This window comes from Paenibacillus sp. G34 (assembly GCF_056856875.1).
On sequence record NZ_CM166469.1, the window covers coordinates 4,022,576 to 4,044,311 of the forward strand.

Annotated in this window: 25 protein-coding genes; 4 read left to right on the forward strand and 21 right to left on the reverse strand. The window is 46.0% G+C overall.

Annotation, left to right across the window (positions count from 1 at the left end):
• Position 1 precedes the first annotated feature (1 nt).
• The 12 genes from amaP to spoIIIAA all read right to left on the reverse strand — a co-directional run bounded on the left by amaP (position 2) and on the right by spoIIIAA (position 9,132).
• Entirely contained in the window at positions 2 to 541 is a 540-nt protein-coding gene (amaP, locus tag AC1VYS_RS18205; RefSeq protein ID WP_482910875.1) for an alkaline shock response membrane anchor protein AmaP, read from the reverse strand.
• Positions 542 to 687: 146 nt separating this feature from the next.
• A complete protein-coding gene (locus AC1VYS_RS18210) occupies positions 688 to 1,098 on the reverse strand; it encodes an Asp23/Gls24 family envelope stress response protein (protein ID WP_090922519.1) in 411 nt (136 codons plus the stop codon).
• A 217-nt stretch (positions 1,099 to 1,315) separates the two neighbouring features.
• Complete coding sequence (gene accC / locus AC1VYS_RS18215) at positions 1,316 to 2,659, reverse strand: acetyl-CoA carboxylase biotin carboxylase subunit (protein WP_482910876.1); 1,344 nt, start codon at positions 2,657 to 2,659, stop codon at positions 1,316 to 1,318.
• 53 nt (positions 2,660 to 2,712) lie between these two features.
• Complete coding sequence (gene accB, locus AC1VYS_RS18220; protein ID WP_482915045.1) at positions 2,713 to 3,180, reverse strand: acetyl-CoA carboxylase biotin carboxyl carrier protein; 468 nt, start codon at positions 3,178 to 3,180, stop codon at positions 2,713 to 2,715.
• 139 nt (positions 3,181 to 3,319) lie between these two features.
• Entirely contained in the window at positions 3,320 to 4,150 is an 831-nt protein-coding gene (locus tag AC1VYS_RS18225) for a SpoIIIAH-like family protein (protein ID WP_482910877.1), read from the reverse strand.
• A gap of 71 nt (positions 4,151 to 4,221) precedes the next feature.
• Complete coding sequence (spoIIIAG, locus tag AC1VYS_RS18230; protein WP_441922235.1) at positions 4,222 to 4,860, reverse strand: stage III sporulation protein AG; 639 nt, start codon at positions 4,858 to 4,860, stop codon at positions 4,222 to 4,224.
• A gap of 15 nt (positions 4,861 to 4,875) precedes the next feature.
• Positions 4,876 to 5,718, reverse strand: coding sequence for a stage III sporulation protein AF (gene spoIIIAF / locus AC1VYS_RS18235; protein ID WP_482910878.1), 843 nt, complete (start codon positions 5,716 to 5,718; stop codon positions 4,876 to 4,878).
• A 32-nt stretch (positions 5,719 to 5,750) separates the two neighbouring features.
• Complete coding sequence (gene spoIIIAE, locus AC1VYS_RS18240) at positions 5,751 to 6,905, reverse strand: stage III sporulation protein AE (RefSeq protein ID WP_482915046.1); 1,155 nt, start codon at positions 6,903 to 6,905, stop codon at positions 5,751 to 5,753.
• Between the two features lie 56 nt (positions 6,906 to 6,961).
• Positions 6,962 to 7,351, reverse strand: a complete 390-nt coding sequence (spoIIIAD, locus tag AC1VYS_RS18245) for a stage III sporulation protein AD (RefSeq protein WP_123062262.1) — start codon at positions 7,349 to 7,351, stop codon at positions 6,962 to 6,964.
• Positions 7,352 to 7,383: 32 nt separating this feature from the next.
• On the reverse strand, positions 7,384 to 7,587 hold the full coding sequence (gene spoIIIAC, locus AC1VYS_RS18250) for a stage III sporulation protein AC (protein ID WP_017687585.1): 204 nt from the start codon (positions 7,585 to 7,587) through the stop codon (positions 7,384 to 7,386).
• A 29-nt stretch (positions 7,588 to 7,616) separates the two neighbouring features.
• Positions 7,617 to 8,135 (reverse strand): stage III sporulation protein SpoIIIAB, encoded by a 519-nt coding sequence (gene spoIIIAB, locus AC1VYS_RS18255; protein WP_482910879.1) that lies wholly within the window; start codon positions 8,133 to 8,135, stop codon positions 7,617 to 7,619.
• Positions 8,128 to 9,132 (reverse strand): stage III sporulation protein AA, encoded by a 1,005-nt coding sequence (gene spoIIIAA / locus AC1VYS_RS18260; protein WP_482910880.1) that lies wholly within the window; start codon positions 9,130 to 9,132, stop codon positions 8,128 to 8,130. Before spoIIIAA ends, spoIIIAB begins: the two co-directional genes overlap by 8 nt.
• Positions 9,133 to 9,394: 262 nt before the next feature.
• On the opposite strand from spoIIIAA, the gene AC1VYS_RS18265 reads away from it, so the two are divergent.
• Positions 9,395 to 10,144 (forward strand): 2-phosphosulfolactate phosphatase, encoded by a 750-nt coding sequence (locus AC1VYS_RS18265; protein WP_482910881.1) that lies wholly within the window; start codon positions 9,395 to 9,397, stop codon positions 10,142 to 10,144.
• Between the two features lie 74 nt (positions 10,145 to 10,218).
• Here AC1VYS_RS18265 and AC1VYS_RS18270 read toward each other — a convergent pair whose 3' ends face one another.
• The 5 genes from AC1VYS_RS18270 to AC1VYS_RS18290 form a co-directional block, all read right to left on the reverse strand.
• On the reverse strand, positions 10,219 to 11,472 hold the full coding sequence (locus AC1VYS_RS18270) for an aspartate kinase (protein WP_482910882.1): 1,254 nt from the start codon (positions 11,470 to 11,472) through the stop codon (positions 10,219 to 10,221).
• A 190-nt stretch (positions 11,473 to 11,662) separates the two neighbouring features.
• On the reverse strand, positions 11,663 to 12,220 hold the full coding sequence (efp, locus tag AC1VYS_RS18275; protein WP_090922540.1) for an elongation factor P: 558 nt from the start codon (positions 12,218 to 12,220) through the stop codon (positions 11,663 to 11,665).
• Positions 12,221 to 12,261: 41 nt separating this feature from the next.
• Positions 12,262 to 13,335: a M24 family metallopeptidase gene (locus AC1VYS_RS18280; protein ID WP_482910883.1), complete on the reverse strand. Its 1,074-nt coding sequence runs from the start codon at positions 13,333 to 13,335 to the stop codon at positions 12,262 to 12,264.
• Positions 13,336 to 13,374: 39 nt separating this feature from the next.
• On the reverse strand, positions 13,375 to 13,818 hold the full coding sequence (gene aroQ, locus AC1VYS_RS18285; RefSeq protein WP_482910884.1) for a type II 3-dehydroquinate dehydratase: 444 nt from the start codon (positions 13,816 to 13,818) through the stop codon (positions 13,375 to 13,377).
• Positions 13,819 to 13,895: 77 nt separating this feature from the next.
• Entirely contained in the window at positions 13,896 to 14,402 is a 507-nt protein-coding gene (locus AC1VYS_RS18290; RefSeq protein WP_482915047.1) for a YqhR family membrane protein, read from the reverse strand.
• 320 nt (positions 14,403 to 14,722) lie between these two features.
• On the opposite strand from AC1VYS_RS18290, the gene AC1VYS_RS18295 reads away from it, so the two are divergent.
• Positions 14,723 to 15,715, forward strand: coding sequence for a DUF1385 domain-containing protein (locus AC1VYS_RS18295; protein ID WP_441922213.1), 993 nt, complete (start codon positions 14,723 to 14,725; stop codon positions 15,713 to 15,715).
• A gap of 5 nt (positions 15,716 to 15,720) precedes the next feature.
• The gene (locus AC1VYS_RS18300) at positions 15,721 to 16,059 is read left to right on the forward strand and encodes a hypothetical protein (RefSeq protein ID WP_482910885.1); all 339 of its coding nucleotides are present in this window, start codon (positions 15,721 to 15,723) and stop codon (positions 16,057 to 16,059) included.
• Between the two features lie 98 nt (positions 16,060 to 16,157).
• Here AC1VYS_RS18300 and AC1VYS_RS18305 read toward each other — a convergent pair whose 3' ends face one another.
• The 3 genes from AC1VYS_RS18305 to mntR all read right to left on the reverse strand — a co-directional run bounded on the left by AC1VYS_RS18305 (position 16,158) and on the right by mntR (position 19,508).
• Entirely contained in the window at positions 16,158 to 17,159 is a 1,002-nt protein-coding gene (locus AC1VYS_RS18305; protein WP_482910886.1) for a patatin-like phospholipase family protein, read from the reverse strand.
• A 125-nt stretch (positions 17,160 to 17,284) separates the two neighbouring features.
• The gene (locus AC1VYS_RS18310) at positions 17,285 to 18,892 is read right to left on the reverse strand and encodes a family 10 glycosylhydrolase (RefSeq protein ID WP_482910887.1); all 1,608 of its coding nucleotides are present in this window, start codon (positions 18,890 to 18,892) and stop codon (positions 17,285 to 17,287) included.
• Positions 18,893 to 19,079: 187 nt separating this feature from the next.
• Positions 19,080 to 19,508 (reverse strand): transcriptional regulator MntR, encoded by a 429-nt coding sequence (mntR, locus tag AC1VYS_RS18315; RefSeq protein ID WP_441922205.1) that lies wholly within the window; start codon positions 19,506 to 19,508, stop codon positions 19,080 to 19,082.
• Between the two features lie 188 nt (positions 19,509 to 19,696).
• Here mntR and splB point away from each other — a divergent pair, with 188 nt between their 5' ends.
• The gene (gene splB / locus AC1VYS_RS18320) at positions 19,697 to 20,767 is read left to right on the forward strand and encodes a spore photoproduct lyase (RefSeq protein ID WP_482910888.1); all 1,071 of its coding nucleotides are present in this window, start codon (positions 19,697 to 19,699) and stop codon (positions 20,765 to 20,767) included.
• 200 nt (positions 20,768 to 20,967) lie between these two features.
• On the opposite strand, the gene AC1VYS_RS18325 is transcribed toward splB, so the two are convergent.
• On the reverse strand, positions 20,968 to 21,687 hold the full coding sequence (locus tag AC1VYS_RS18325; RefSeq protein WP_482910889.1) for a cytochrome c biogenesis CcdA family protein: 720 nt from the start codon (positions 21,685 to 21,687) through the stop codon (positions 20,968 to 20,970).
• Positions 21,688 to 21,736: the final 49 nt, after the last annotated feature.

Sequence of the window (21,736 nt, forward strand, 5' to 3'; positions counted from 1 at the left end):
CTCATTCCACGCGACTCTTGTAGTTAGGCGACTGGGTCACATTAGCGATATACACTGTTACAAAAGAAACCGGAATACCTGTGATCTCCTGAACATGATCGTGTATCGCTTTTTGCAGATCCGTGGTCAGCGCCGGGATCGGGGTCTCCCCATCCACAACGGCCCGAATCTTAATCTCCAGTCCTGACTCAACCACGCGGATGCGCGCTTTGACGTCACGTACTTCACGAAAACGGGAGGTTGCCTTCAGACAGAGGTTTTCAATCGTCTCCATCGAAATCTGCACATCCCCGAACTCGGTACGTTGATCCACAGACGGCAACGAGCCGCGCTCACGCCGAATTGAGATGTAGAAAAAACGCAAACTCAGGACAAACAAAATTGCAGCTGCGACAATGGACGCAACAATAACATTTTGTTCCTGCTGGTAATTCAATTCGTATGGCAGCACACCGCTAATCAGTAAGATGACAGCTGCCGATATTGCGCCTACGCTTATGCTGTATATAAACAACAGAAGCCGATCCAGTATTTTAGCCACGAACTGCACAGCCTCCCTTGCTCACTCACATTGCCTAACTGCTGAATAGCGTAAAGTTCATCAACATGTCCATTCCAAGTGTATAAAGAAAGACCCGTCCAAGACGGGATAACCCCCGGCAGAAGTGCCGGGGGAAATCTGTCTTTTTATTTTACACGTTGCGTGTTCAGGTCGATCTCTTCCACTTTTTCAGCACTCTTGAACTGAACGTCATGGATGTGAACATTCACTTCATTCACGTTAAGTCCTGTCATATTCTCAATGGAGCGCTTCACGTTTTGTTGAATTTCAGTAGCAACCTGTGGCAGACGGTATCCATATTCAATAATAACGGAAACGTCCACTGCTGCTTCGCGTTGACCCACTTCAACCTTAACCCCTTTTGAAAGGTTTTTACGGCCGAGCAGTTCTGCGAACCCACCAGCGAATCCACCGCTCATACCTGCTACTCCTTTGACTTCCACTGTTGCAAGTCCAGCAATAACTTCAATAACTTCAGGTGCGATCTGGATTTCACCGATATCCGTACGTTCAAATTCTGTCGGTAGTGTACTCATAATGTTCAACACACCTTTCGCGAGATAAGTTTGCGGCCATCCGTCAGGGCGCCGGTTCATTTTCATAAACACTCAGAACCCTTCTGGTCCGGCTTTACCGGAACTCCTGCAACCATCCGCTGGTGTGCGGGCTTATCCGATGCAGGAGACATGCGCTCTTATTATTACATACTATATCATTTGGGCTGGTTTATGACAAACAAGTCCAATATGACTGTTAAATCTCGTTTTCCTCGAGAAATTTAATATCAAAATCTCCGCGAATAAACGTTGGATGCTCCAGAAGTTTCTGATGAAAAGGAATCGTTGTGGAGATACCTTCAATCGCAAACTCGGCCAAAGCACGCTTCATTTTAGCAATCGCTTCATCACGAGTCGCGCCCCAAACGATCAATTTTGCAATCATGGAGTCATAGAATGGTGAGATCGTATAACCAGGATATGCTGCGCTATCCACACGAACCCCTGGACCACCAGGTGCAAGGTAAAAACCGATCTTGCCTGGTGAAGGCATAAAGTTACGATCAGGATCTTCAGCATTAATCCGGCATTCAATCGACCATCCGTTAATGACTACATCTTCCTGACGGAAAGAGAGCGGGTTCCCTTCGGCAACAGAGATCATTTCACGGATCAGATCCACGCCAGTCACCATTTCGGTTACCGGATGCTCAACCTGAATACGTGTGTTCATCTCCATAAAGTAGAACTCGCCATTAGGGCTAAGCAGGAACTCAAGTGTACCTGCTCCGGAGTAATTCACCGCGAGGGCAGCCCGGACAGCAGCTTCACCCATCAGCTTACGCACTTCCTCGTTAATCACAGGACAAGGTGCTTCCTCAACGAGCTTCTGACGACGGCGCTGAACCGAACAGTCGCGCTCGCCAAGATGTACGGCATTGCCATGCTTGTCGGCCATAATTTGAATCTCGACATGTTTCATGCCTGTCAGGAATTTTTCCAGATAAACACCGGCATTGCCGAATGCTTTCTGAGCCTCCTGCTGTGCAGCTGTGATCTGTTTCACCAACTGCTCTTCGTCTTCAGCGATCCGAATCCCTTTACCACCACCGCCAGCGGTAGCTTTGATAATGACAGGATAACCGATATCACGGCCGATCAAAATCGCTTCTTCCGTTGTTTCTACAAGGCCGTCTGATCCAGGGATAACAGGTACACCTGCATCCTTCATGGTCTGCTTAGCTACAGCCTTGTCACCCATTTTCGTGATGGCTTCTGGTGAAGGACCAATAAATGTAATGTTACAGGAATCACAGATTTCCGCAAAATCAGCATTCTCGGCCAAAAAGCCATATCCCGGATGGATAGCATCACATTCCGTCAATGTGGCTACACTCATCAGGTTAGTAAAGTTAAGGTAACTGTCCTTCGACAGTGTTGGTCCGATACAGTAAGCTTCGTCTGCCAGACGGACATGCAAGGAATCCTTGTCCGCTTCCGAGTAAACCGCCACTGTCGATATGCCAACCTCGCGGCAGGCACGAATAATGCGCACAGCGATTTCACCACGATTGGCAATCAATATTTTATGAAATTTCATTTCGTTATTGTCCTCCTTCGAAGCTCATGCGGCTGATGTTAAACCGTAATACGTTATTCCGGTTTCACCAGGAACAGGGGTTGTCCATACTCGACAAGCTGTCCATTTTCAACCAGTACTTCAACGATTTCTCCCTTGATATCCGCATCAAGCTCGTTCATCAGCTTCATGGCTTCGATGATGCATACCGTTGTTTTCTCAACAACTTTGTCACCCGCGCTCACAAAAGGACCCGCTTCCGGAGAGGAAGCTCTGTAAAATGTACCTACCATCGGAGATACAATTTTATGTAAATGACTTGTTGTATCAGCTTGCGGAGCAGTCTCGCTCACAACTGCAGCAGCAGGTTGTGCCTGCGGAGCAGCAACCATTTGCGGTTGTACGGCAGCAGCCTGTACGAACTCCGTTTTACCCGGTTTGCGAATCGATAAACGCGATCCTTCATTTTCAATTTCCAATTCCTGAACAGAACTTTCATCAACCAATTTGATCAGTTCTTTAATTTCACTCAATTTAAACATTTCCATCATTCACTCCTTCGGCATCATGCCAGTCTCACTAGGACGGTCATATGGCTTTTAGTATTATATCATAATCATTAAAAATGGAAAGAGCCCGAGAGTCGAACAAGCTCCCTGGGCTTCTTTATCACATTTCCACTTACTGTTCTGTGACATATTGCACGCTAATTTTGTTCTGGGATACAGCCAGTTCCTTCATGACCAGATCCACAATGGAAACCGCCTGTTTAACGTCCAGTTTATCACTCAGAACAACCACTTTATATTTATCAGCTTCCTCCTCAACGATAGCATTTGCATACTGTTGAGAGAGTGTCTCTTCAATACTTGTAATTTTGGCTTCTTTATCTTCAAGCACACGCAGTTGTTCTGTCGCTTTTGCATTTTCTTCTGGCGTTTTACTCAAATCACCTGCAATGGTCATCAATTCCTCATATTTGCGATTATTGCTTTCTTCACGTTGCCACTGGTAGTTTTGGAACTGGCTGCTTGCCGATACAGTGGTATTTTGCTGTTCCATCTCTTTGAGCACTTCCTCATCTGTTTTGGTAGCCTTGCCTTCTGTTTTCCCTTCGGTTTCAGGTGTGGTAGCTGCTCCTTTATCCGTGCTATTTTCTGTCTTTTTATCTGCTTCCCCTTCTTTAGTGCCTGGCTCAGCGGCTGGTGTTTTTTCAGTATCACCTGATTCCTGTCCCTTTGCTCCCGTTGTATTTTCAGTTGGATTTGCTACACCCGAATCACCAGTTACTTCTCCGCTATTCACAACTTCGTTAATAACCAAGCCTTCTGTTGGATCAAGAATACCAGCGGTTTCCTTCGCCTCTCCCGACTTCATACCGTCCACTTGCTGACTGTCAGCAACGGGGGGATTAACAGGGCCTGAATCTTCAGTAAACAGATAGTATGCAGACAAGATAACCATCAGACTCAGCATGGAGACAAGCCATATCGTTTGACGTTTGTTATTCATTTAGAATATCCTCCTCAAAATAGGTTGATTCTGACAATATATTTCTTGTAATTTCTAGATGAATGAATGCTTCAATCCTGTTTGCGCGGAACGACCGAGATCCGGTACGCAGCTACGTTTAAACCTTTTTCAACAGCATCTGTTATCAGGTCTTTCACAACCTTGTTCTCTGCACCTCTCGCCACAACGAGCACTCCGCGGATTTGCGGTTTGAGCTTTTTCGTGACAATAGGCGTCTGGTCTCCTGACAATTCATACGTGATGATTTCTCCGTCACGGGTATATTGCGTCATATGCCTTTTTCCACCATTAGCATCCGTCTCTTCAGTAAGTTGTTGTGAGTCTTTAACGTTCCGCTGCACCACCAGCTCTTCCGTGGAATCCACGGTAACCATTACATCAACGGTGCCTACGCCAACGATATTTTCCAGCACTCCTTTGATCTTGTCTTCAAAAGCAATTTCGATCGCCTGAAAAGGGTTCTCTTCAAGCAAATCATTCTGGATGGTCGATATGGAGCTTGCTTGTTCAGGGGGTTCCCGCCCGATGTTTTCAGAATCAATTTTTTTGACGTTAACAAAGGAATTAAACAGCATGATGCCCACACCGATCAGTCCCAGAATAATTAACCATCGCAAGGTTTGACTGCGCTTCGCACCACCTTCACCGCCACCCAGCAAGGTTTCCAGCTTTTTAAACCATTGTTTCATCGGATTCCCTCCTTCTCAGAGCACTTCTGCATTTTTCGTATCGGTCACTCGCACTTGGCTTGCATCAACTTTCCATTTCTCTTTAAGCAGTGTAATGATCTGCACAGCGTGTTCAGAGCGTGAAACACCTGCTTGTTGTGCATTGGAATCCTCACTATTGTTGCTGGTAACAGGTCTTTCGATAGCTTGATTAGACGGTATTTGCCCCATGCTTGATTGTTCACGGTTTGTATCAATCTGCACATTGGCAATTTCAATCGGATCAACCTGAACCTTTGAAATACCGGGCTGAGTTTCATTTTGCTCCGAGGAATCTTTCGTTTCTGGCATCGGGCTGCTACTCACAGGTTCTGCTCCTTCTGTATCAAGCCCTGAGCTGACAATCTTACCTGCCAGCTGCACCTCAACATGCTGAATGACAGGCAATTCAACAGAAGTGGTTAGTTCGGAATCCATTTCTTGTTTTTTCATTGCCAGCTGCACCTCAACAGACTGAACTTTCGCACCGGTCATTTCTTCAATCTGCCCTTTCATGGTGTTTGCCACTTCCTTGGCCGTCCACTTCAAGGACTGCTGTTGTTCGCTTGCTTGCATTTTCTTACCCTGAGCCAGAATTTGTTCTAACGTTGCTTGACCGTCTGTTGGGGCATCCATGGCGGTCATAGCTCGTTTCAGTTCACCTACCGGATCACTTCGTAGCAGTCTAGTGATGGGGGATAACAGGGTCAGCAGGATGAGAAGGCTCAGCACAAGCTTGACGTACCGTTCCATAGAGCGATTTGGAAGCAGCATATCTACAAACGTTGCAAGTAAAACGATCATGATCAGATCCTGCAGCCAGCTGCTCAGCCACCCCATCCTCTTCAGCCCCTTTCCCAATCGGTAGGCATTTAACGCATCATCACGGTTAAATTACCTGCAGTCAGCAGAATTGTAATCGCCAAGAAAAACATGAGTCCAACCGCAGCCAGCGCAGCAAATACATATATCATGCTTTTGCCAATCGCTTGCAAGCAATCTACGATCGGAGTCTCCCCAAGTGGCTGCATAATCGCTCCAGTTACGTTGTATATCAAGGCCAGTGCAAGAATTTTGATGGCCGGGAATGCACAGAGAAACAAGATAATAATGACACCGGTCAGCCCGATCGCATTTTTGACAAGCAGTGATGCTGTGATAACCGTATCTGTTGCATCTGCAAATGTTCTGCCTACTACAGGCACAAAGTTTCCTGCAATGTATTTGGCTGCCTTCAGACTGACACCATCGGCAACCGAGCCTGAGGCCCCTTGTACTGAAATGACACCCAGAAACATCGTCAGCAAGATGCCTAGCAAGGCTACACTAATGTTGCGTAACAGGTCTGCCATTTGCGTCAATTTATATTTATCAGAGAGTGAACTGACCAGATGCAGCACAGCTGAGAAAAAGAGCAGCGGGAACACGAGCAGATGGATCAGTGTACTAACGAGATGAATCATAAAAATGATCAATGGGTGAGTCACCGAAACGGTGACAACATTGCCCATCGAAGCGAGCAGTGTGAACAATAGCGGAACCATCGCCATCATAAAGTTGATCATGCTGGATATGGCATCTTTTGCATACCCAATCGCCACGCTGAAGCTGTTGATCGCAATGATAATAATGACTAGATAACAGATCGAATAAGCAATCTTGCTAATATTGTTTTTCTCAAATGCGGTCTGTAGTGTTTCCAGAATCATGCTCAGCACCGTTAACATGACGATCGTGACTAGTAGTTTGCCATTATATAAAATCTCATGTAGCGTAAACGTGCCAATCGCAGAGAATACCGACTTCAGACTGAATCCTTCATTCCCTGGAATCAACATGTCCATGAAGGATGGCGTTTTCCCTTCCGGAAAAAAACCGCCGTATTGCTTCATCAGCTGATCCCAATATTTCTCCACCTGATCTTTCGGAAGCTGATCGGCCTGCTGCTGCATCCAATCGTTTGAAGGTGTACTTGCCGCGACCTGTCCAATTAGACCAACCATTAAACAAACCATCAGCACAATCATGAGGCGCCAGCGCGGCTTGTCATGCAAGGATTTCATCTGTTATCCGCACGCCCTTTCTACACCGGCATCAGTTTCATGACGGTTTCGATAATAATGCTGATGATTGGAATAGCAAGTACAAGGATCAACACTTTGCCAGCCAGTTCAATCTTGGATGCGATGCTCTCTTGCCCTGCATCCCTGACAATCTGAGCGCCAAATTCAGCAATGTAAGCTATGCCTATAATCTTCAGTACCGTTTTCAAATAGATGCTTTCCATGCCAGAATTTTCGGCAAGACGTTTCAACACTTCGATGACTGCACCAATCTTGCCAATCAGCAACATAAAGATCACTACTCCGGTCGCTGCCGCAATCAGAAAGGCAAACATCGGCTTTTGTTCTTTAATAACTAAAATCAGTACAGTTGCAATGAGTGCCAGACCAACAACTTGAATAATCTCCACGGGTCACCACCATTCGGCTTTATGACCGTTTTTCATTGAAAAAGAAATATGGATTTAATCTCTTGCAGCAGGCTGTCCAGCATTCGGACGACCATGAACAGGACAACGACAAATCCGATTACGGTCACCCAGTGAGCCATATCTTCCTTTCCCATTTGTTTCAGCACCGTATGAATCATCGCTATAATGATTCCAATGCCCGCAATTTGAAAGATTGCGTTCACTTCTAAATTCATGACCTTGGCACCTCGCTATCCCGGCTATTTCAGAAGATCAGAATGACGATTAACGCTCCGACAAGCATCCCCAGGCTACGGCTCATACGTTCGTACCTTACTTGATCGGCCTGTGCGCGGGATTCCTCATGCATAAGTTGCTGAATGGCTAACGAAATATGTTTCGTCTGATCCTGACGATCACTGGTGCCAAGGCTGAAACTTAACTGCAGCATGACTTCCCGCTCGTCTGACTTCATGGCAGATCTTCCCCACACCTGTTCTACACTCGCCTGCAGACTCTCCCGGGCCGTAAGGCCATGTGGAGGTTCCATCTGTGCAGCTGCGTGTAAAAAAAGGCTTCTTATCGGGTCTTTGGTCTGTGCTCCCATCTTGTTCATCGCATCTGGGAGCGGCGTTAACCCATAATTGATCTCTGTCATCAACCGCTGCAGCGCAGCAATCAATTCTCGCAACTGCCTTGGTCGCAATGCATATTGCCTAGCTTTGTAAAAGCCGGCGAGTGTGCTAGCTAACAAAACCAAAAGCGCGCCAAGCATCTTAACCAAAGGCGTCACCTCCAGCCCCGGCTTGCTGGAGCCCTCTCATCTTGCCGTCAGCAAGCTGGAAGCTCATGCCTCGGCTCGTCCTCTTCAGTTGTACATAGCGCTGAAACATTTGCTCTGCAATCAGAGTCCTCAAGGCGGGTCTTGCAGATAGTTCAGACAAATCCCGTCCATGCGCAGTGGCAATAACTGAAACACCGGCATGCAGAGCTTCCATCACAGCTTCGGCATCCTCCGGCCGACCGATCTCGTCCACAATCAGAACATCAGGTGACATGGAACGAAGCATCATCATCATCCCTTCAGCCTTCGGACATCCATCCATCACATCAGTACGGGGACCTACATCAAATCCAGGGACACCTCTGTAACTTCCGGCAATTTCAGAACGCTCATCCACAATTCCAACTTTCAGACGTGGGCGTATCCCCTGTCTTAGTTCGCCGCCGCTGGACAGATGATTGCCGTTGCTGATCTGTCTTGCCAAATCTCGCAACAACGTTGTTTTGCCCTGTTGTGGCGGAGATAGAATCAGCGTATGCAGCACCTGTCCACTCTTCATATCGAGCAAATATGGGAGAATCGGATCAGCAATTCCCTGTACTTCACGGGCGACACGAACATTAAAGCCGTTGATGTCACGTAAATATTCTACACGTCCTCCGCTGAGTACCGTCCGGCCAGCAAGTCCGATTCGGTGTCCTCCCGGGATCGTGATGAATCCCTTTCGCAGTTCTTCTTCCAAGGTATAGAGCGAATGATTGCTTATCAGATCAAGCAGTCTGTGCGTCACTTCTTTTTGAGGAATATACGCTTCCTCAGGTTTTCCTGTTGGTACGCCTTCTAATGTAAGGAAGTGATAATTGTTTCCTGCATTGATTTCCAAGGGCCTGCCTTCTCGAATTCGGACTTCTTCCACCTGTTCCAATAGAGCGGGCGGCATTCTGCCAAGGATAGTTCGGATGGGTTCCGGAAAAAGATCCCTCCATTTCACTTTCATGTGTAGGCTCCTCCAACTTTGTAATTCATCATGATTGCATCTCTGATCTTGTTCATATCTCAAGTTTATGCCTGTACATTCATTTTATGACGCTGAAATCTATCATATTTCCACGATGGGGCTTGAGATTCAAAATTCATAGACACCCTTGTTCTAGGCACCTGTCTAGGCATTCATGCATATAGTGCTTGCAGATAGAATGGACTGTTCCGGTTGAGAAGCTGATGTATCAACACCTGGGAACAGAAAGGAGTTGTGGGGCGTGCGTGTCGACGTTGTAGGTAATGTAAATGAAGTACGTACTATAGATATTGAGGGTCGGAGTGTGGTGGTCATTGATGTTTTGCGGACGACAAGTACAATTGTGACCGCCCTAGCCCATCATGCTGCAGGTGTCATAGCTACTGAGACTGTTCCCCAAGCCAAGCAGTTGGAGGTGCGGAACAGCATTCGAGGCGGGGAACGTTTTGACAAAAAAATAACCGGATTCGAGGCGGGAAATTCCCCCTATGAATATATGAGTGGCGACATTGCAGACAAAATCATCATCCTGACCACTACAGACGGTACAAGAGCTTTGATCAAGGCATCCAAAGCAAGACATATTCTCGCCGGTTCCTTCTTGAATGTAAAAGCTGTTGCTACTGCTCTTATTGAATTACAACGGGACATCCTGTTATTGTGCGCAGGAGAACAAGATGATTTTGCATTAGAGGATGGCTTATGTGCTGGATGCATTATTGAAGAATTGTATCGTCAGACCCGATCCCCGCTACAGCTAAATGATCTTGGCATCATACTTCACCAGGCTGTATCTCAATGTCAGGATCGAATAACCGATTTGGTTCGAACATCATCCAGTGCACGAAGGCTTGATAAGCTGGGGAGAATGCATGATGTTACCTACTGTTCGCAATTGAATCTATTGGATTGTGTGCCAGAGATGAGGGAACAAAATGAGTTGAAACCTTACCGCAAATTACGAGGAGGTCATATGTGCAAACGGCTGTAGATACAATAAAAGAGGTGTACTGCTGCGCTGTTGGCAACGGTACACCTCTTCTAATTCAACTGTGTATTTATGTGTTATCTGCGAACTTGCGGTCCACCGATTACGGCTTGCTCAGCCGTATCCAGATCATACGCCGTGTGCAGAGCTTTAATCACATCATGAAGCTTCTCTCCATCAATAACGCATGACACCTTGATCTCAGATGTGCTGACCATTTTGATGCTTACGCCTTCACCAGAGATCACCTTGAACATTTTGGCAGCCACTCCTGGATGACTCACCATACCTGCACCAACAATGGAGATTTTAACCAAGTTCTCTTCGGAGGTAACTTCGCGGTAAGGCAAACGGCTGTGAAGGCCTTCAATGACACGAAGTGCTTTCTCACGATCAGACAGTGCAACCGAGAAGGAAAAGTCCGCTTTGCCATCCTGCACTCCGCTCTGAACGATAATATCCACATCCAGTTGCTCGGAAGCCAGTTCACCAAATACTTCGGCAAGAACACCCGGAACATCCGGCACACCCAAAATACTGATCCGTGCTACGTTTTTGTCATACGCAATTCCGCTTACCACTACCCCTTGTTCCATTGCTGCTTCCTCCTTCACAACCGTTCCTTCATTATGGTTAAAGCTTGATCTTACAATCAGAGGTACACCGGAATGCTTCGCGTACTCTACAGCACGAGGATGCAACACCGCCGCCCCCAAATTCGCAAGCTCCAGCATTTCGTCATAGGATATTTCTTTCAGTTTGCGTGCCACTTTGACGATCCTCGGATCTGTGGAATAGATCCCGTCCACATCCGTATAGATCTCACATGCGTCCGCTTGAATGGCTGCTGCAAGCGCAACGGCTGTTGTATCCGAACCACCGCGGCCCAGAGTAGTGATCTCGCCATCTTCTGTCATGCCTTGGAAACCGGCAACAATAACGATGTTGCCTTCAGCGAGCGCAGCATTGACACGCTCAGGGCGGATATCCTGAATCCGAGCTTTACCATGCACCGGCTCGGTTCGGAACCCGGCTTGCCACCCTGTAAAGGATACCGCTTTGCGTCCAAGTGCCTGGATGGCCATAGACAATAAGGAGATTGAGATCTGTTCTCCTGTCGTTAACAACATATCCATTTCACGAGCAGGCAGATCGCTGTTTAACTGCTTCGCCTGATCAATCAAATCATCTGTAGTATCCCCCATGGCCGAAACCACAACGACACATTGATGTCCTTCATCCACTTTTTCCACAACACGTCCGGCTACACGCTTCATGCGTTCTGTATCTCCGACCGAGCTACCCCCAAATTTCATGACGTACAATGACAACGCAAATCCACTCCCTACCTTGTGCAGTATGCATCAATTGATATCTTTCGTCATTATTCTCTACGAGAAATGACTTTAACCCAGTATATTACGAAAGCGCCTCTTAGGCTAATCTTTTTTCAAAAAAACCCTTTGCCACATGCATGGCAAAGGGTTTTCATTCGTGCTTTCAAGCTTACAGCAAGTGAAATTACGCCCGGGAAGAGTATTTACCTTCACGAGTATCGATAAGAAGCACATCGCCTTCATTGATGAACAAAGGAACTTGTACATTCAGACCTGTTTCCACTTTTGCATTTTTCGTAGCGCCTTGTGCTGTGTTACCTTTAACGCTTGGCTCCGTTTCAATAACTTTCAGCTCAACGCTTGTAGGCAAGTCGATACCCAGGATTTCACCTTGGTAACTAACGATTTTCACGTTCATGTTCTCTTTAAGGAAGTTCAGTTCCCACTCCAGTTGATCACTAGTCAGTGTGAATTGATCGTATGTTTCATTGTCCATAAATGTGTGCTCGGAACCACTTGCATACAGATACGATACGCCGCGGTTTTCAATGATCGCACGACCGATCGTCTCACCTGCACGGAACGTTTTTTCAACCGTGTTACCATTACGAAGGTTTTTTAACTTTGAACGTACAAAAGCTGCGCCTTTACCTGGTTTTACGTGTTGGAAATCAAGTACGGTATAAATATCATTGTCTACTTGTACGGTCAAGCCTGTTTTAAAATCGTTAACTGAAATCACAAAAAATCCCTCCTGATATAAGTAAATAGTGTTTGGGTATGTTAGCCAATAACGGTGAACTTTTTGTCCGATTTCGTAAGAATATGGATACCTGTTTCGGTAATCACAACGTCATCTTCAATTCGTACGCCACCAAGACCATCGATGTAAATTCCCGGCTCAACGGTAACTACCATTCCGGGTTCCAATACATCATCGCTAAGCTTGGACAGACGCGGAGCTTCATGAACTTCCATGCCCAGACCGTGGCCTGTGCTGTGTCCGAATTGTTCTCCATATCCGTAACTCGCAATGATATCTCGAGCAAGTGCATCCGCTTCCCGTCCGGTCATACCTGGTTTCAGATTCTCCAGCGTATGTAACTGTGCTTCCAGAACGATGTCATAAATCTTGCGCAGCTCAGGTACAGGGTTACCCGTTGCAATTGTACGTGTCAGATCGGAACAGTATCCGTCCAACAATGCACCAAAGTCAAACGTAATCAGTTCGTCCTGTCCAATCACCTTGCTGCTAGCTACACCGTGAGGCAACGCAGAACGTTTACCTGATGCGACAATCGTGTCAAAGGAAGAACTGGTTGCCCCATGCTTGCGCATGAAAAATTCCATTTCCAGATCGACTTCACGTTCAGTCATACCCGGTTTCGCGAATTGCAAAACGTGACTGAAAGTGGCATCTGCCAAATCTGCAGCTCGCTGCATCACCGCAATTTCGTCAGCATCCTTGAACATTCGAAGTTGCTCAACAATACCGGATACTGCTGTAAGTTTAACCGATTGCAACGATTCAGCATAAGAAGCATGCGTACCGAATGTGACGGAATCCTGTTCAAAGCCAACCTCGTTGATATTCGCTTTAACCAGCAAATCACGTACGGAATCCATCGGTTTAACACCGTGCTCCACAACGTTGAAACCTTGGGCTTGCGAGGATGCCTGCGCCATATAACGGAAATCAGTAAGCAAATAAGCCTCCTGCTCTGTGATAAGCACATATCCCGCCGAGCCGGTAAATCCCGTCGTATAACGACGGTTAATCGGGTTCGTAATCAGCATTGCTTTGAGTTCACGCTCAGCCATGGCCTCGCGTAACTTGTGTACTCTTTTGTTTTCCATCGGTAACCCTTCTTTCTCTCACATTCCCGGGTTCCCGGCTCAGGTTTGTTTGTCCAGATGACGCACGAGAGCCAGCAATCCCAGTTCATAGCTTACTTCGCCAAATCCGGCAATCTGCCCGATCGTTTCCGCTGCAAGTACTGAATGATGTCTGAACGCTTCGCGTGCATGAATGTTGGATAGATGAACCTCCACGGTAGGAACTTTCACGGCATTGATTGCATCACGTATAGCATAGCTGTAATGTGTAAACGCTCCGGCATTCAGCATGATACCGTCTGCCTCACCCATTGCGGCATGAATGCGGTCAATAATGTCCCCTTCGTGGTTGGATTGATAAAAAGCGATGGAGACTTCCAGTTCTTCAGCCTGTCTGCGAATTTTGTCTTCAATATCCTTCAGACTAAGCGTTCCATAGATACCTGGTTCACGAACACCAAGCATATTCAGGTTCGGGCCATTGATCACAATAATTCGTTTCATCGCTGCTCCACCCTCTCTGCAAATAACCATCTGCTATTTTAACACAGCCATCACCGGATTGAGAAGCTTTTTTGCGTCTAGGCTCCTGCGTGCTCAGGCTCACGTTTCCGTTCGTCGGTATACTCCATCGCTACAGTGTAACCTATGAACAGCCCCCAAAGAAGGAAGAAACATATTTCTGTGAAAATTGAATCCCATGTCAAACGGTTTAGCGGTTTCATCATACCCAGTTTGGGGCCAAGCAGGATAAAGAGGATAATCCACCAGACGACCCCGTACACCATGCCAGGGAACGGCCCTTTTAATTTTCGGATGGTAAAGGTATATAACAACGAAGCAAAGATGGAAAACACGATAAAACATAACCAACCTGTCAGATGACCTGCCGGAGTATAGATATACTTATGTTTGAAGAACGGCTCCGCCAGAAAACCTACGGGTACAACCGTAAAATGAAGCAGATGGAACAGCCAATGAATACCGCCCCAGATCAAACCGGCAAAGAACCCCAACTCCAGTGCAAAGGAAAATCGATTTGTATAATAGTGCGCTTCCCCCTGCTTCGGTACGGAGCGCCTTTTCATTACTTTGTCATTGCCTTCTTGAGGGAGTTGCCGCTTAGTGTGCCGGTCTGCATTTTCTTCGTGATTGTCGTTCGTTAAGACATCGTCATAATTATGATCTGTCATCGTTAAAATCTCCTTCTTCGCAAGATGATCTCTCAGGCATGCTAGACATTTCCTCACAGTTCTAGGGCGTAGTATGTTCAAAACGGGACAATCTTAACAGCTTCTCCCGCGGGATTAGTCCGTAAACTAGAAATTGCTCTCAAAATTCGATACAATAAGGATATTAAACTGCCTTTCACTGTAAAGGCTTAGAATAGAATAGGAAGGTGAATAATTTGCCTCAACAATCCAAGCCTGTCAGCTACGGGGGGCAAGCCGTTATCGAAGGTGTAATGTTCGGCGGTAAACACGTCAACGTTACGGCTGTTCGCAGAAAAGACGGCGAAATTACGTATCTGGAAGTTCCCAAGCAAGACAAGACCTGGGTCATGAAATTGCGGCGGATTCCTTTATTGCGCGGAATTGTCAGCATTATAGATTCAAGTGTCAAAGGCAGCAAACATCTCAACTACTCTGCTGACGCTTATGCTGATGATGAACTGGAACCGGAAGAAAAAGCCAAACAACAAGAGAAACAAGGGTCCGGATGGAGCCTTAGCATGATAATTGGTGTGACGGCTGTTGCCATCCTGTCCTTCCTTTTCGGCAAAATTGTGTTGACGCTGCTTCCTGTCGTGATCGAGGACTTCTTATTTAAAAATGTATTCGACAATCAATTCTTGCATAATGTATTGGAAGGTGTCATCAAACTGATCTTGTTGCTTGCCTATCTGTGGTTAATCTCGCAGACACCGATGATCAAACGTCTGTTTCAATACCATGGAGCAGAGCATAAGGTCATTAGTGCATATGAGGCAGGAGAGAAGTTGACCCCAGAAAATGTTCAGAAGTACAGCAGACTGCATTACCGTTGTGGAAGCAGCTTTATTATGTTGACCGTTATTATCGGTATATTCCTGTACTCTGTGTTCACATATGATAATTTATGGGAACGGATGGGACAGCGTCTGCTGTTGCTGCCAGTCGTGCTGGGTGTTTCGTTCGAACTACTCAAGATCACGAATTCGCTTCGTGATATTCCTGTCCTTCGTTATTTGGGATATCCGGGCCTGTGGCTGCAACTACTTACAACGAAAGAACCTACGAACGCTCAGGTGGAAGTATCCATTGCATCGTTTAACCGCATGCTCGAACTGGACGCCAAGCTCGCCAACGTTTCGTCCACATCTGAAGTTCCTGTAGCCACATTTGATCCTGTGAAAGGGTGAATGATATGAATAGGCAGGCCATTGTTTTCTGGGTAGTCGTGGTACTGGCTTCTTTTGGAATCATCAGTTTTTTGACTAGAGCCTCATTGTCCAGTATTCTTATCCCTCTGATTGTGTTCGGTGTGGTGTTCCTGCTGTACAAATATCCACCTGCCCGTTGGTCACGAAAAACCAAAACACCGAAGATTAAACCTTCGGCTAAAACGATGGCTAAAGTGAATGCACAGCATCATACCAATGCCAGAAAAAGCAGTTCGTCTAAGAAACGCAAGGACTATCCTTTCCAGGTGATTCAAGGCCAAAAAGGAAAGAACAACGATGATGACATTCCCAAGTATCACTAATTTTTGTCATCGTGCTGCAGGCTCTGTTCCAAATTCACCGCAAAAATAAAACCCAAAAAGCAATTCTCCTCAGCAAAGGAGAATTGTTTTTTTAGTCTTTATACAGGAACCAGCGGAGGTGATTCCGCCTGTTTTTTACGAAGTTCTTTTCGCTGCTTCTCCAATTGTTCGTTATAGATTTTCGTATTCCATGTGTTGAAAAACTCCAGACCAGAGGCAACGCCAGACCGATATAAGTTTGTACTGTCCTGAACGGAAAGATTAAACTGGGTCGGTTTAATGCCAAGCGTAGGAATCTTAACTGTGCGGAACCGGTTGATCTGTTCAATGTAACGCTCATCGTGAGCAGTCAGCATCGTCTCGACAAGCGCTTGCAGCATGGTGAGTGGCCCTTTGATCCGCGTCGGCTCCACTTCGGTTTTACCTACCATCTTGAACCCAACCACTGGTATAATCTCTCGCCCTGACTCCGTACGTTCTCCATCAAACAACCAAAGCGGAAAATTACTAAGCAGCCCCCCATCCACGACATACACAAACTGATCCTGAAAGGCTAACCCCTTGGACATGATCGGTGATTTCCGGATAATAACCGGATCGAAAAAGTAGGGAATACTGCAGCTCATCCGCACCGCTTTAGCAACCTCAAGTTTCGTCGGTTCGATCCCAAAGCGCCGAATATCATCAGGCAGAACAAGAATGTTGCCGTTAGTAATGTCTGAAGCTGTAATCAGCAGCTTACCGGCTGGCAAATCGGCGAAGGTCCGTATTCCTTTTTGCGCCAGCATCCTGCTTATCCATGATTCCAACGCTTCTCCCGAATATAGACCTTTTTTCAAAAACAGCCTTGCTGCCGGACCGATCCAGCGTGTATTAAATATAGGTGATCGTTGTAATAGCGAAGCAAACGGTGTGCTCTCAATAATCACTTTCATCTCTTCAGCCCGATATCCCGCAGCCAGAAGCGCAGCAACAATCGAACCGGATGATGTACCGGCAACCCGATTAAATTGCATTCCACAGTCCTGTGCTCCCTGTACAGCCCCTGCAAGTGAGATCCCTTTCACGCCTCCACCCTCAAATACTCCGTTAATTAACATACCAAAAACCCCCGTTCTCCAGGCAGCCATGCTTGCTACTGCCACTGTATGAGAAAAGGGGTTGGTCATATAACTATGATGTGATGAATAAGAAAATGTTTATACGGAAACGTTAGCGTGTAACACTACATTCCATAGTAAGCTTTCAGTCGATCGATCAAGCCCAGCGGGTTTTTGGTAAGATGCTGGGAACTGAAATAGATATCTCCGCCAATGGTTGGATACTTCTTATTATAGTTCAATTGATCAATGATTTCTTGGGATGTCTGCCATCCAATCTCTGGCGTCCCCAGTTTATAAGGAGCGTGGCCGATGTACAGTTTTACATTGGTATTCGCTACCTCATTAACCCACCAATCCACAACTTTATCGTATCTTGCAGCGCTTAAGGTCATGCTCCAGTACACTTGAGGTGCAACGTAGTCGATCCAGCCCTGTTTGATCCACATCCGGACATCTGCATTCATGCTGTCATAGGCTGTTACGCCTGCTTTGGTGTCAGACCCAGTGATATCATTTGCTTTGTTACGCCAGACACCAAAAGGACTGATCCCGTACTCGACATTAGCTTTCACTTGATGAATACTCTGTCCGAGTTGCTGCACAAACTGATTAATGTTGTCACGGCGCCAAGCCGCGCGATCTGTTGTGTTTAACGTGTTATACATTCTGTAGGCAGCATCATCATTGAAGGTCACATTGGAAGGATAGAAGTAATCGTCCAAATGAACACCATCCACATTATAGTTATTTACAACTTCCATAATGGTATCCATAATGTGCTCTCTTGCTTCCGGTATGCCTGGATTAATATACAGTTTGCCTGATGCATTCACAATCCAGTCTGGATTAATCTTGGAAATATGGTTAGCAGCCAGATTAGACGTCGAGGCCGAGTTCGTTGCCCGGAATGGATTGAACCAGGCATGGAATTTGAGCCCGCGCTTGTGCGCTTCCTCAATCATAAAAGCTAATGGGTCGTAGCCGGGATCTTTACCCTGCGTCCCAGTCAGAACACTATTCCATGGCGCCAGATTTGAAGGATAGATAGCGTCTGCATTTGCTCTAACTTGTACAAATACAGCATTAATGCCCATGTCCTTCAATTGATCGAGTTGGCGCGTATACTCCTGCTTCTGTTTCTCTATATTTCCTTTCGCGCCAGAAGATGGCCAATCGCCATTGACTGTCGAAATCCAGGCCCCGCGCATCTCATCGGTTGCTGGCGTAACAGCCCCTCCCGGCTCTGATGGTATTGCTGGTGTTGGTTCAGGTGTTGGTGTAGTTGCCTCTCCAGTATACAGATCAATTGTCTGAGCAACCTGATTCCAGTTCACTTGAATCCCCAGATTCTCACTCACAAAACGAATGGGAACCATGACGCGCCCCTGTTTTAATTGGACTGACGCATCCAAATTAACCACGGTATTGTCAACATTCGCTTGCTGTCGTCCACTCGTCATCGTTATAATCGAATCCGATTTCTGAATCGTCACCGTCCGGGTTGCCTGGGACCATAACACAGAAGCACCCAGTCCTTCACTAATGACACGCAACGGAACCATCGTTACGTTCACCTTAGGCAATATATAAGGTGAAACATCCGATTCCAAACGCTGACCATCCAGAAAAATAGAAATCTCTTTCGTAGCAGCTGCCTGAGCAGTCAGACCTGTTGTCTGCAGACCTAATACAAAAATCAGCAGAAGCAATAAACCTTTACGCAATCTCATCAATACAATCCTCCTACATCATTAAAATTTGCGGTAAATTCTACTAGTTTAATAGACGCTTGGCAGACCGGTTTAGTTGCGAAATAGACCAGATTTTGGACAGATTAAAAATTTAAAAATAAAAAAACTCCTTGCCACACCACTGGCAAGAAGCATCTTTTAGTTCGTTACCTTATGAATTCAAAGCTCAAGATTCCGTGTTACTCATGATATCCTGAAGGTTCTTGAGATCTTGCAGGCGACTCTCATCCTGACGGAAGTATTCCACCAGAGACTCTATACAAGTAATGGAATCCCAGCTCAAATGATGTTCAATGCCTTCCACATCATTGTAAATGTTCTCTTCCTGCACACCGATGGTGGTTAAAAACTGCTCCAGCAGATGATGGCGCTCCATTAGTCGTTTGCCCATCTTTTTTCCTTTTGGCGTCAGCACCAGCCCGCGGTACTTCTCATAGATCAGGTACTCGTCCTTGTCCAGCTTTTGGATCATCTTCGTCACGGATGAAGGATGCACTTCCAGTCCTTCAGCTATATCAGACACACGAGCATAGCCCTTTTCATCAATCAATTTGTATATACGCTCCAAATAGTCTTCCATACTGGGCGTTGGCATCTGCTTCCCTCTCTTCTCTCTGACCGGTTCTACGTACCTGGTCCCTATCTTCTAATGATACATGTTATCAATATGCATTGGCAAGTCCTACCCATTTCGGCCATTTCTGTACACAAGGATTTGGCAGGCGTGACTTTCCTTCAGACGAGGCAAACTAAACACAGTTTCGTACTGAAAGGAGTGATTTTGTGAGCACAAGCGTTGCCCAGCCCCCTGTTCGTAAAGCAAAGGGTACTAAACCCTTTATTCCCGATTTGGTGTATTTTGAACCCGGTGCGCTTGAATATGAAAAAGGTAAACGGATCATGGAGTGGGTCACATCTCAAAACATCCCTTATCAGATGACCACCTCGCACAATCGAATCACAAACCTGCCCGGAGAGACGGAACAGGAGAAATACCGGATGGCTAAGCGGACTCTCGTTGTTGGTGTGCGCAAAACACTTAAGTTTGACCAGTCCAAACCTTCAGCAGAGTATGCGATTCCCATCTCGACAGGTTGTATGGGGCATTGTCACTATTGTTATCTTCAAACTACACTCGGTGCCAAACCTTATGTTCGTGTGTATGTAAACACGGAGGAGATTATAGAGGCTGCCAAAGGATATATTGAGGAACGAAAACCTGAAATTACCCGTTTTGAAGCAGCTTGTACATCGGATCCCGTTGGACTGGAACATATCACGGAGAACTTGAGTGATCTCATTCGTTTTATGGCTGAAGAGGAATATGGCCGTCTTCGCTTCGTTACGAAATATCATCATGTCGATCCACTTCTGGGCATCAAGCATAATGGTCACACGCGTATCCGCTTTAGTGTCAATTCAGACTATGTCATCAAAAACTTCGAACCTGCTACCTCTCGCTTTGAAGAGCGGATTGAAGCTGCAGGTAAAATTGCCCGTGCCGGTTATCCGCTTGGTTTCATCATCGCTCCAATCATGTGGTACGATGGCTGGCAAGAAGGTTATGCGGAGTTACTTCAAAAGCTCGCAGATACACTGCCTGAAGAAGCGACCAAGGATCTGACTTTTGAAATGATCCAGCATCGTTTCACCAAAACGGCTAAAGCCACCATTGAGAAACGATATCCCAAAACAAAGCTGGAGATGGATATTGAGAAGCGGAAAATGAAATGGGGTCGTTGGGGTCAGTACAAATACGTCTACAAAGATGACCAGCAAGATGCCCTGCGAGAATTCATTACAGAACGCATTTTTGAACATTTCCCGTTAGCCAACATTGATTATTTCACTTAAACCAAGAGCAATGATTAGTCCCATTTTGTAAAAAGCTCAATTCAAATTAGAATTTTACGTAGCTTCCTATTAAAATTTCACGTATCTTCCTATAGGGTCAGTTCAGATCAAAAAGCAGGTTGCATGTTCCAGGACTTTTCTGGTTCATACTTCCTGCTTTGTTTAATTTATTTTGCATAATTTCAAGTTAATTCGAAGTTTTACGTTAAATTGATCATCCATTCTGGAGTGATCTGCTGCAGCCAAATTGTGATTTGGGTCATCTGATCGGTGAACAGCAAGATGCCCATTAACAACATTAATGCTCCGCCAATCTTCATCATAATGTTTGAATACCGCAGAATCCAGCGTGTAGATCCGATGAAAAAAGCCAGAACGAAGAACGGTAGCGCAAATCCAACGGTATAACCCGTGATTAGTTTAAGCCAAGTTGATGGTTCACTCGCAGCCATCGCAATAATAGCTGTAAGGATCGGTCCAATACAAGGCGACCACCCCGCTGAAAAACCAATACCGAAAATAAATGAACCGAGATAACCGGCTGGTTTCCATTTCATATCAAGTTTCCGTTCTTTCATCAAAAACTGTGGTTTGAAAATGCCGAGTAGGAACAACCCCATCAACATAATCAAAATCGCTGACAATTGACGAATCAAATCACGATTATCATTAAAGAACTGACCAAACAATCCGGCGCCAAGTCCAAGCGAATAAAACACAGCCGAGAAACCGAGAATAAACGCCAGTGTATGCGTTAGTGTCTTCAAGCGCACCTCACGCTGATTACGATCATCCTTCAACTGTTGCACGGTCATTCCCGTGATGTACGAGAGGTATGAAGGATACAGCGGAAGACAACATGGTGAAATAAAAGAAGCGAGGCCGGCAACGAATGCCAGCCAAACATTAACATCAGGCATGAAGCAATGTCTCCCTTCCCTTGGGTTCACTTGCTTGTTAATCTTTAAT

Coding starts and splice junctions, on each gene's coding strand:
- AC1VYS_RS18210 (WP_090922519.1), bottom strand. CDS start 1,098: ATGAGTACACTACCGACAGAATTTGAACGTACGGATATCGGTGAAATC.
- accC (WP_482910876.1), bottom strand. CDS start 2,659: ATGAAATTTCATAAAATATTGATTGCCAATCGTGGTGAAATCGCTGTG.
- accB (WP_482915045.1), bottom strand. CDS start 3,180: ATGTTTAAATTGAGTGAAATTAAAGAACTGATCAAATTGGTTGATGAA.
- AC1VYS_RS18225 (WP_482910877.1), bottom strand. CDS start 4,150: ATGAATAACAAACGTCAAACGATATGGCTTGTCTCCATGCTGAGTCTG.
- spoIIIAG (WP_441922235.1), bottom strand. CDS start 4,860: ATGAAACAATGGTTTAAAAAGCTGGAAACCTTGCTGGGTGGCGGTGAA.
- spoIIIAF (WP_482910878.1), bottom strand. CDS start 5,718: ATGGGGTGGCTGAGCAGCTGGCTGCAGGATCTGATCATGATCGTTTTA.
- spoIIIAE (WP_482915046.1), bottom strand. CDS start 6,905: ATGATTGTGCTGATGGTTTGTTTAATGGTTGGTCTAATTGGACAGGTC.
- spoIIIAC (WP_017687585.1), bottom strand. CDS start 7,587: ATGAATTTAGAAGTGAACGCAATCTTTCAAATTGCGGGCATTGGAATC.
- spoIIIAA (WP_482910880.1), bottom strand. CDS start 9,132: ATGAAAGTGAAATGGAGGGATCTTTTTCCGGAACCCATCCGAACTATC.
- AC1VYS_RS18280 (WP_482910883.1), bottom strand. CDS start 13,335: ATGGAAAACAAAAGAGTACACAAGTTACGCGAGGCCATGGCTGAGCGT.
- aroQ (WP_482910884.1), bottom strand. CDS start 13,818: ATGAAACGAATTATTGTGATCAATGGCCCGAACCTGAATATGCTTGGT.
- AC1VYS_RS18290 (WP_482915047.1), bottom strand. CDS start 14,402: ATGAAAAGGCGCTCCGTACCGAAGCAGGGGGAAGCGCACTATTATACA.
- AC1VYS_RS18300 (WP_482910885.1), top strand. CDS start 15,721: ATGAATAGGCAGGCCATTGTTTTCTGGGTAGTCGTGGTACTGGCTTCT.
- AC1VYS_RS18305 (WP_482910886.1), bottom strand. CDS start 17,159: ATGTTAATTAACGGAGTATTTGAGGGTGGAGGCGTGAAAGGGATCTCA.
- AC1VYS_RS18310 (WP_482910887.1), bottom strand. CDS start 18,892: ATGAGATTGCGTAAAGGTTTATTGCTTCTGCTGATTTTTGTATTAGGT.
- mntR (WP_441922205.1), bottom strand. CDS start 19,508: ATGCCAACGCCCAGTATGGAAGACTATTTGGAGCGTATATACAAATTG.
- AC1VYS_RS18325 (WP_482910889.1), bottom strand. CDS start 21,687: ATGCCTGATGTTAATGTTTGGCTGGCATTCGTTGCCGGCCTCGCTTCT.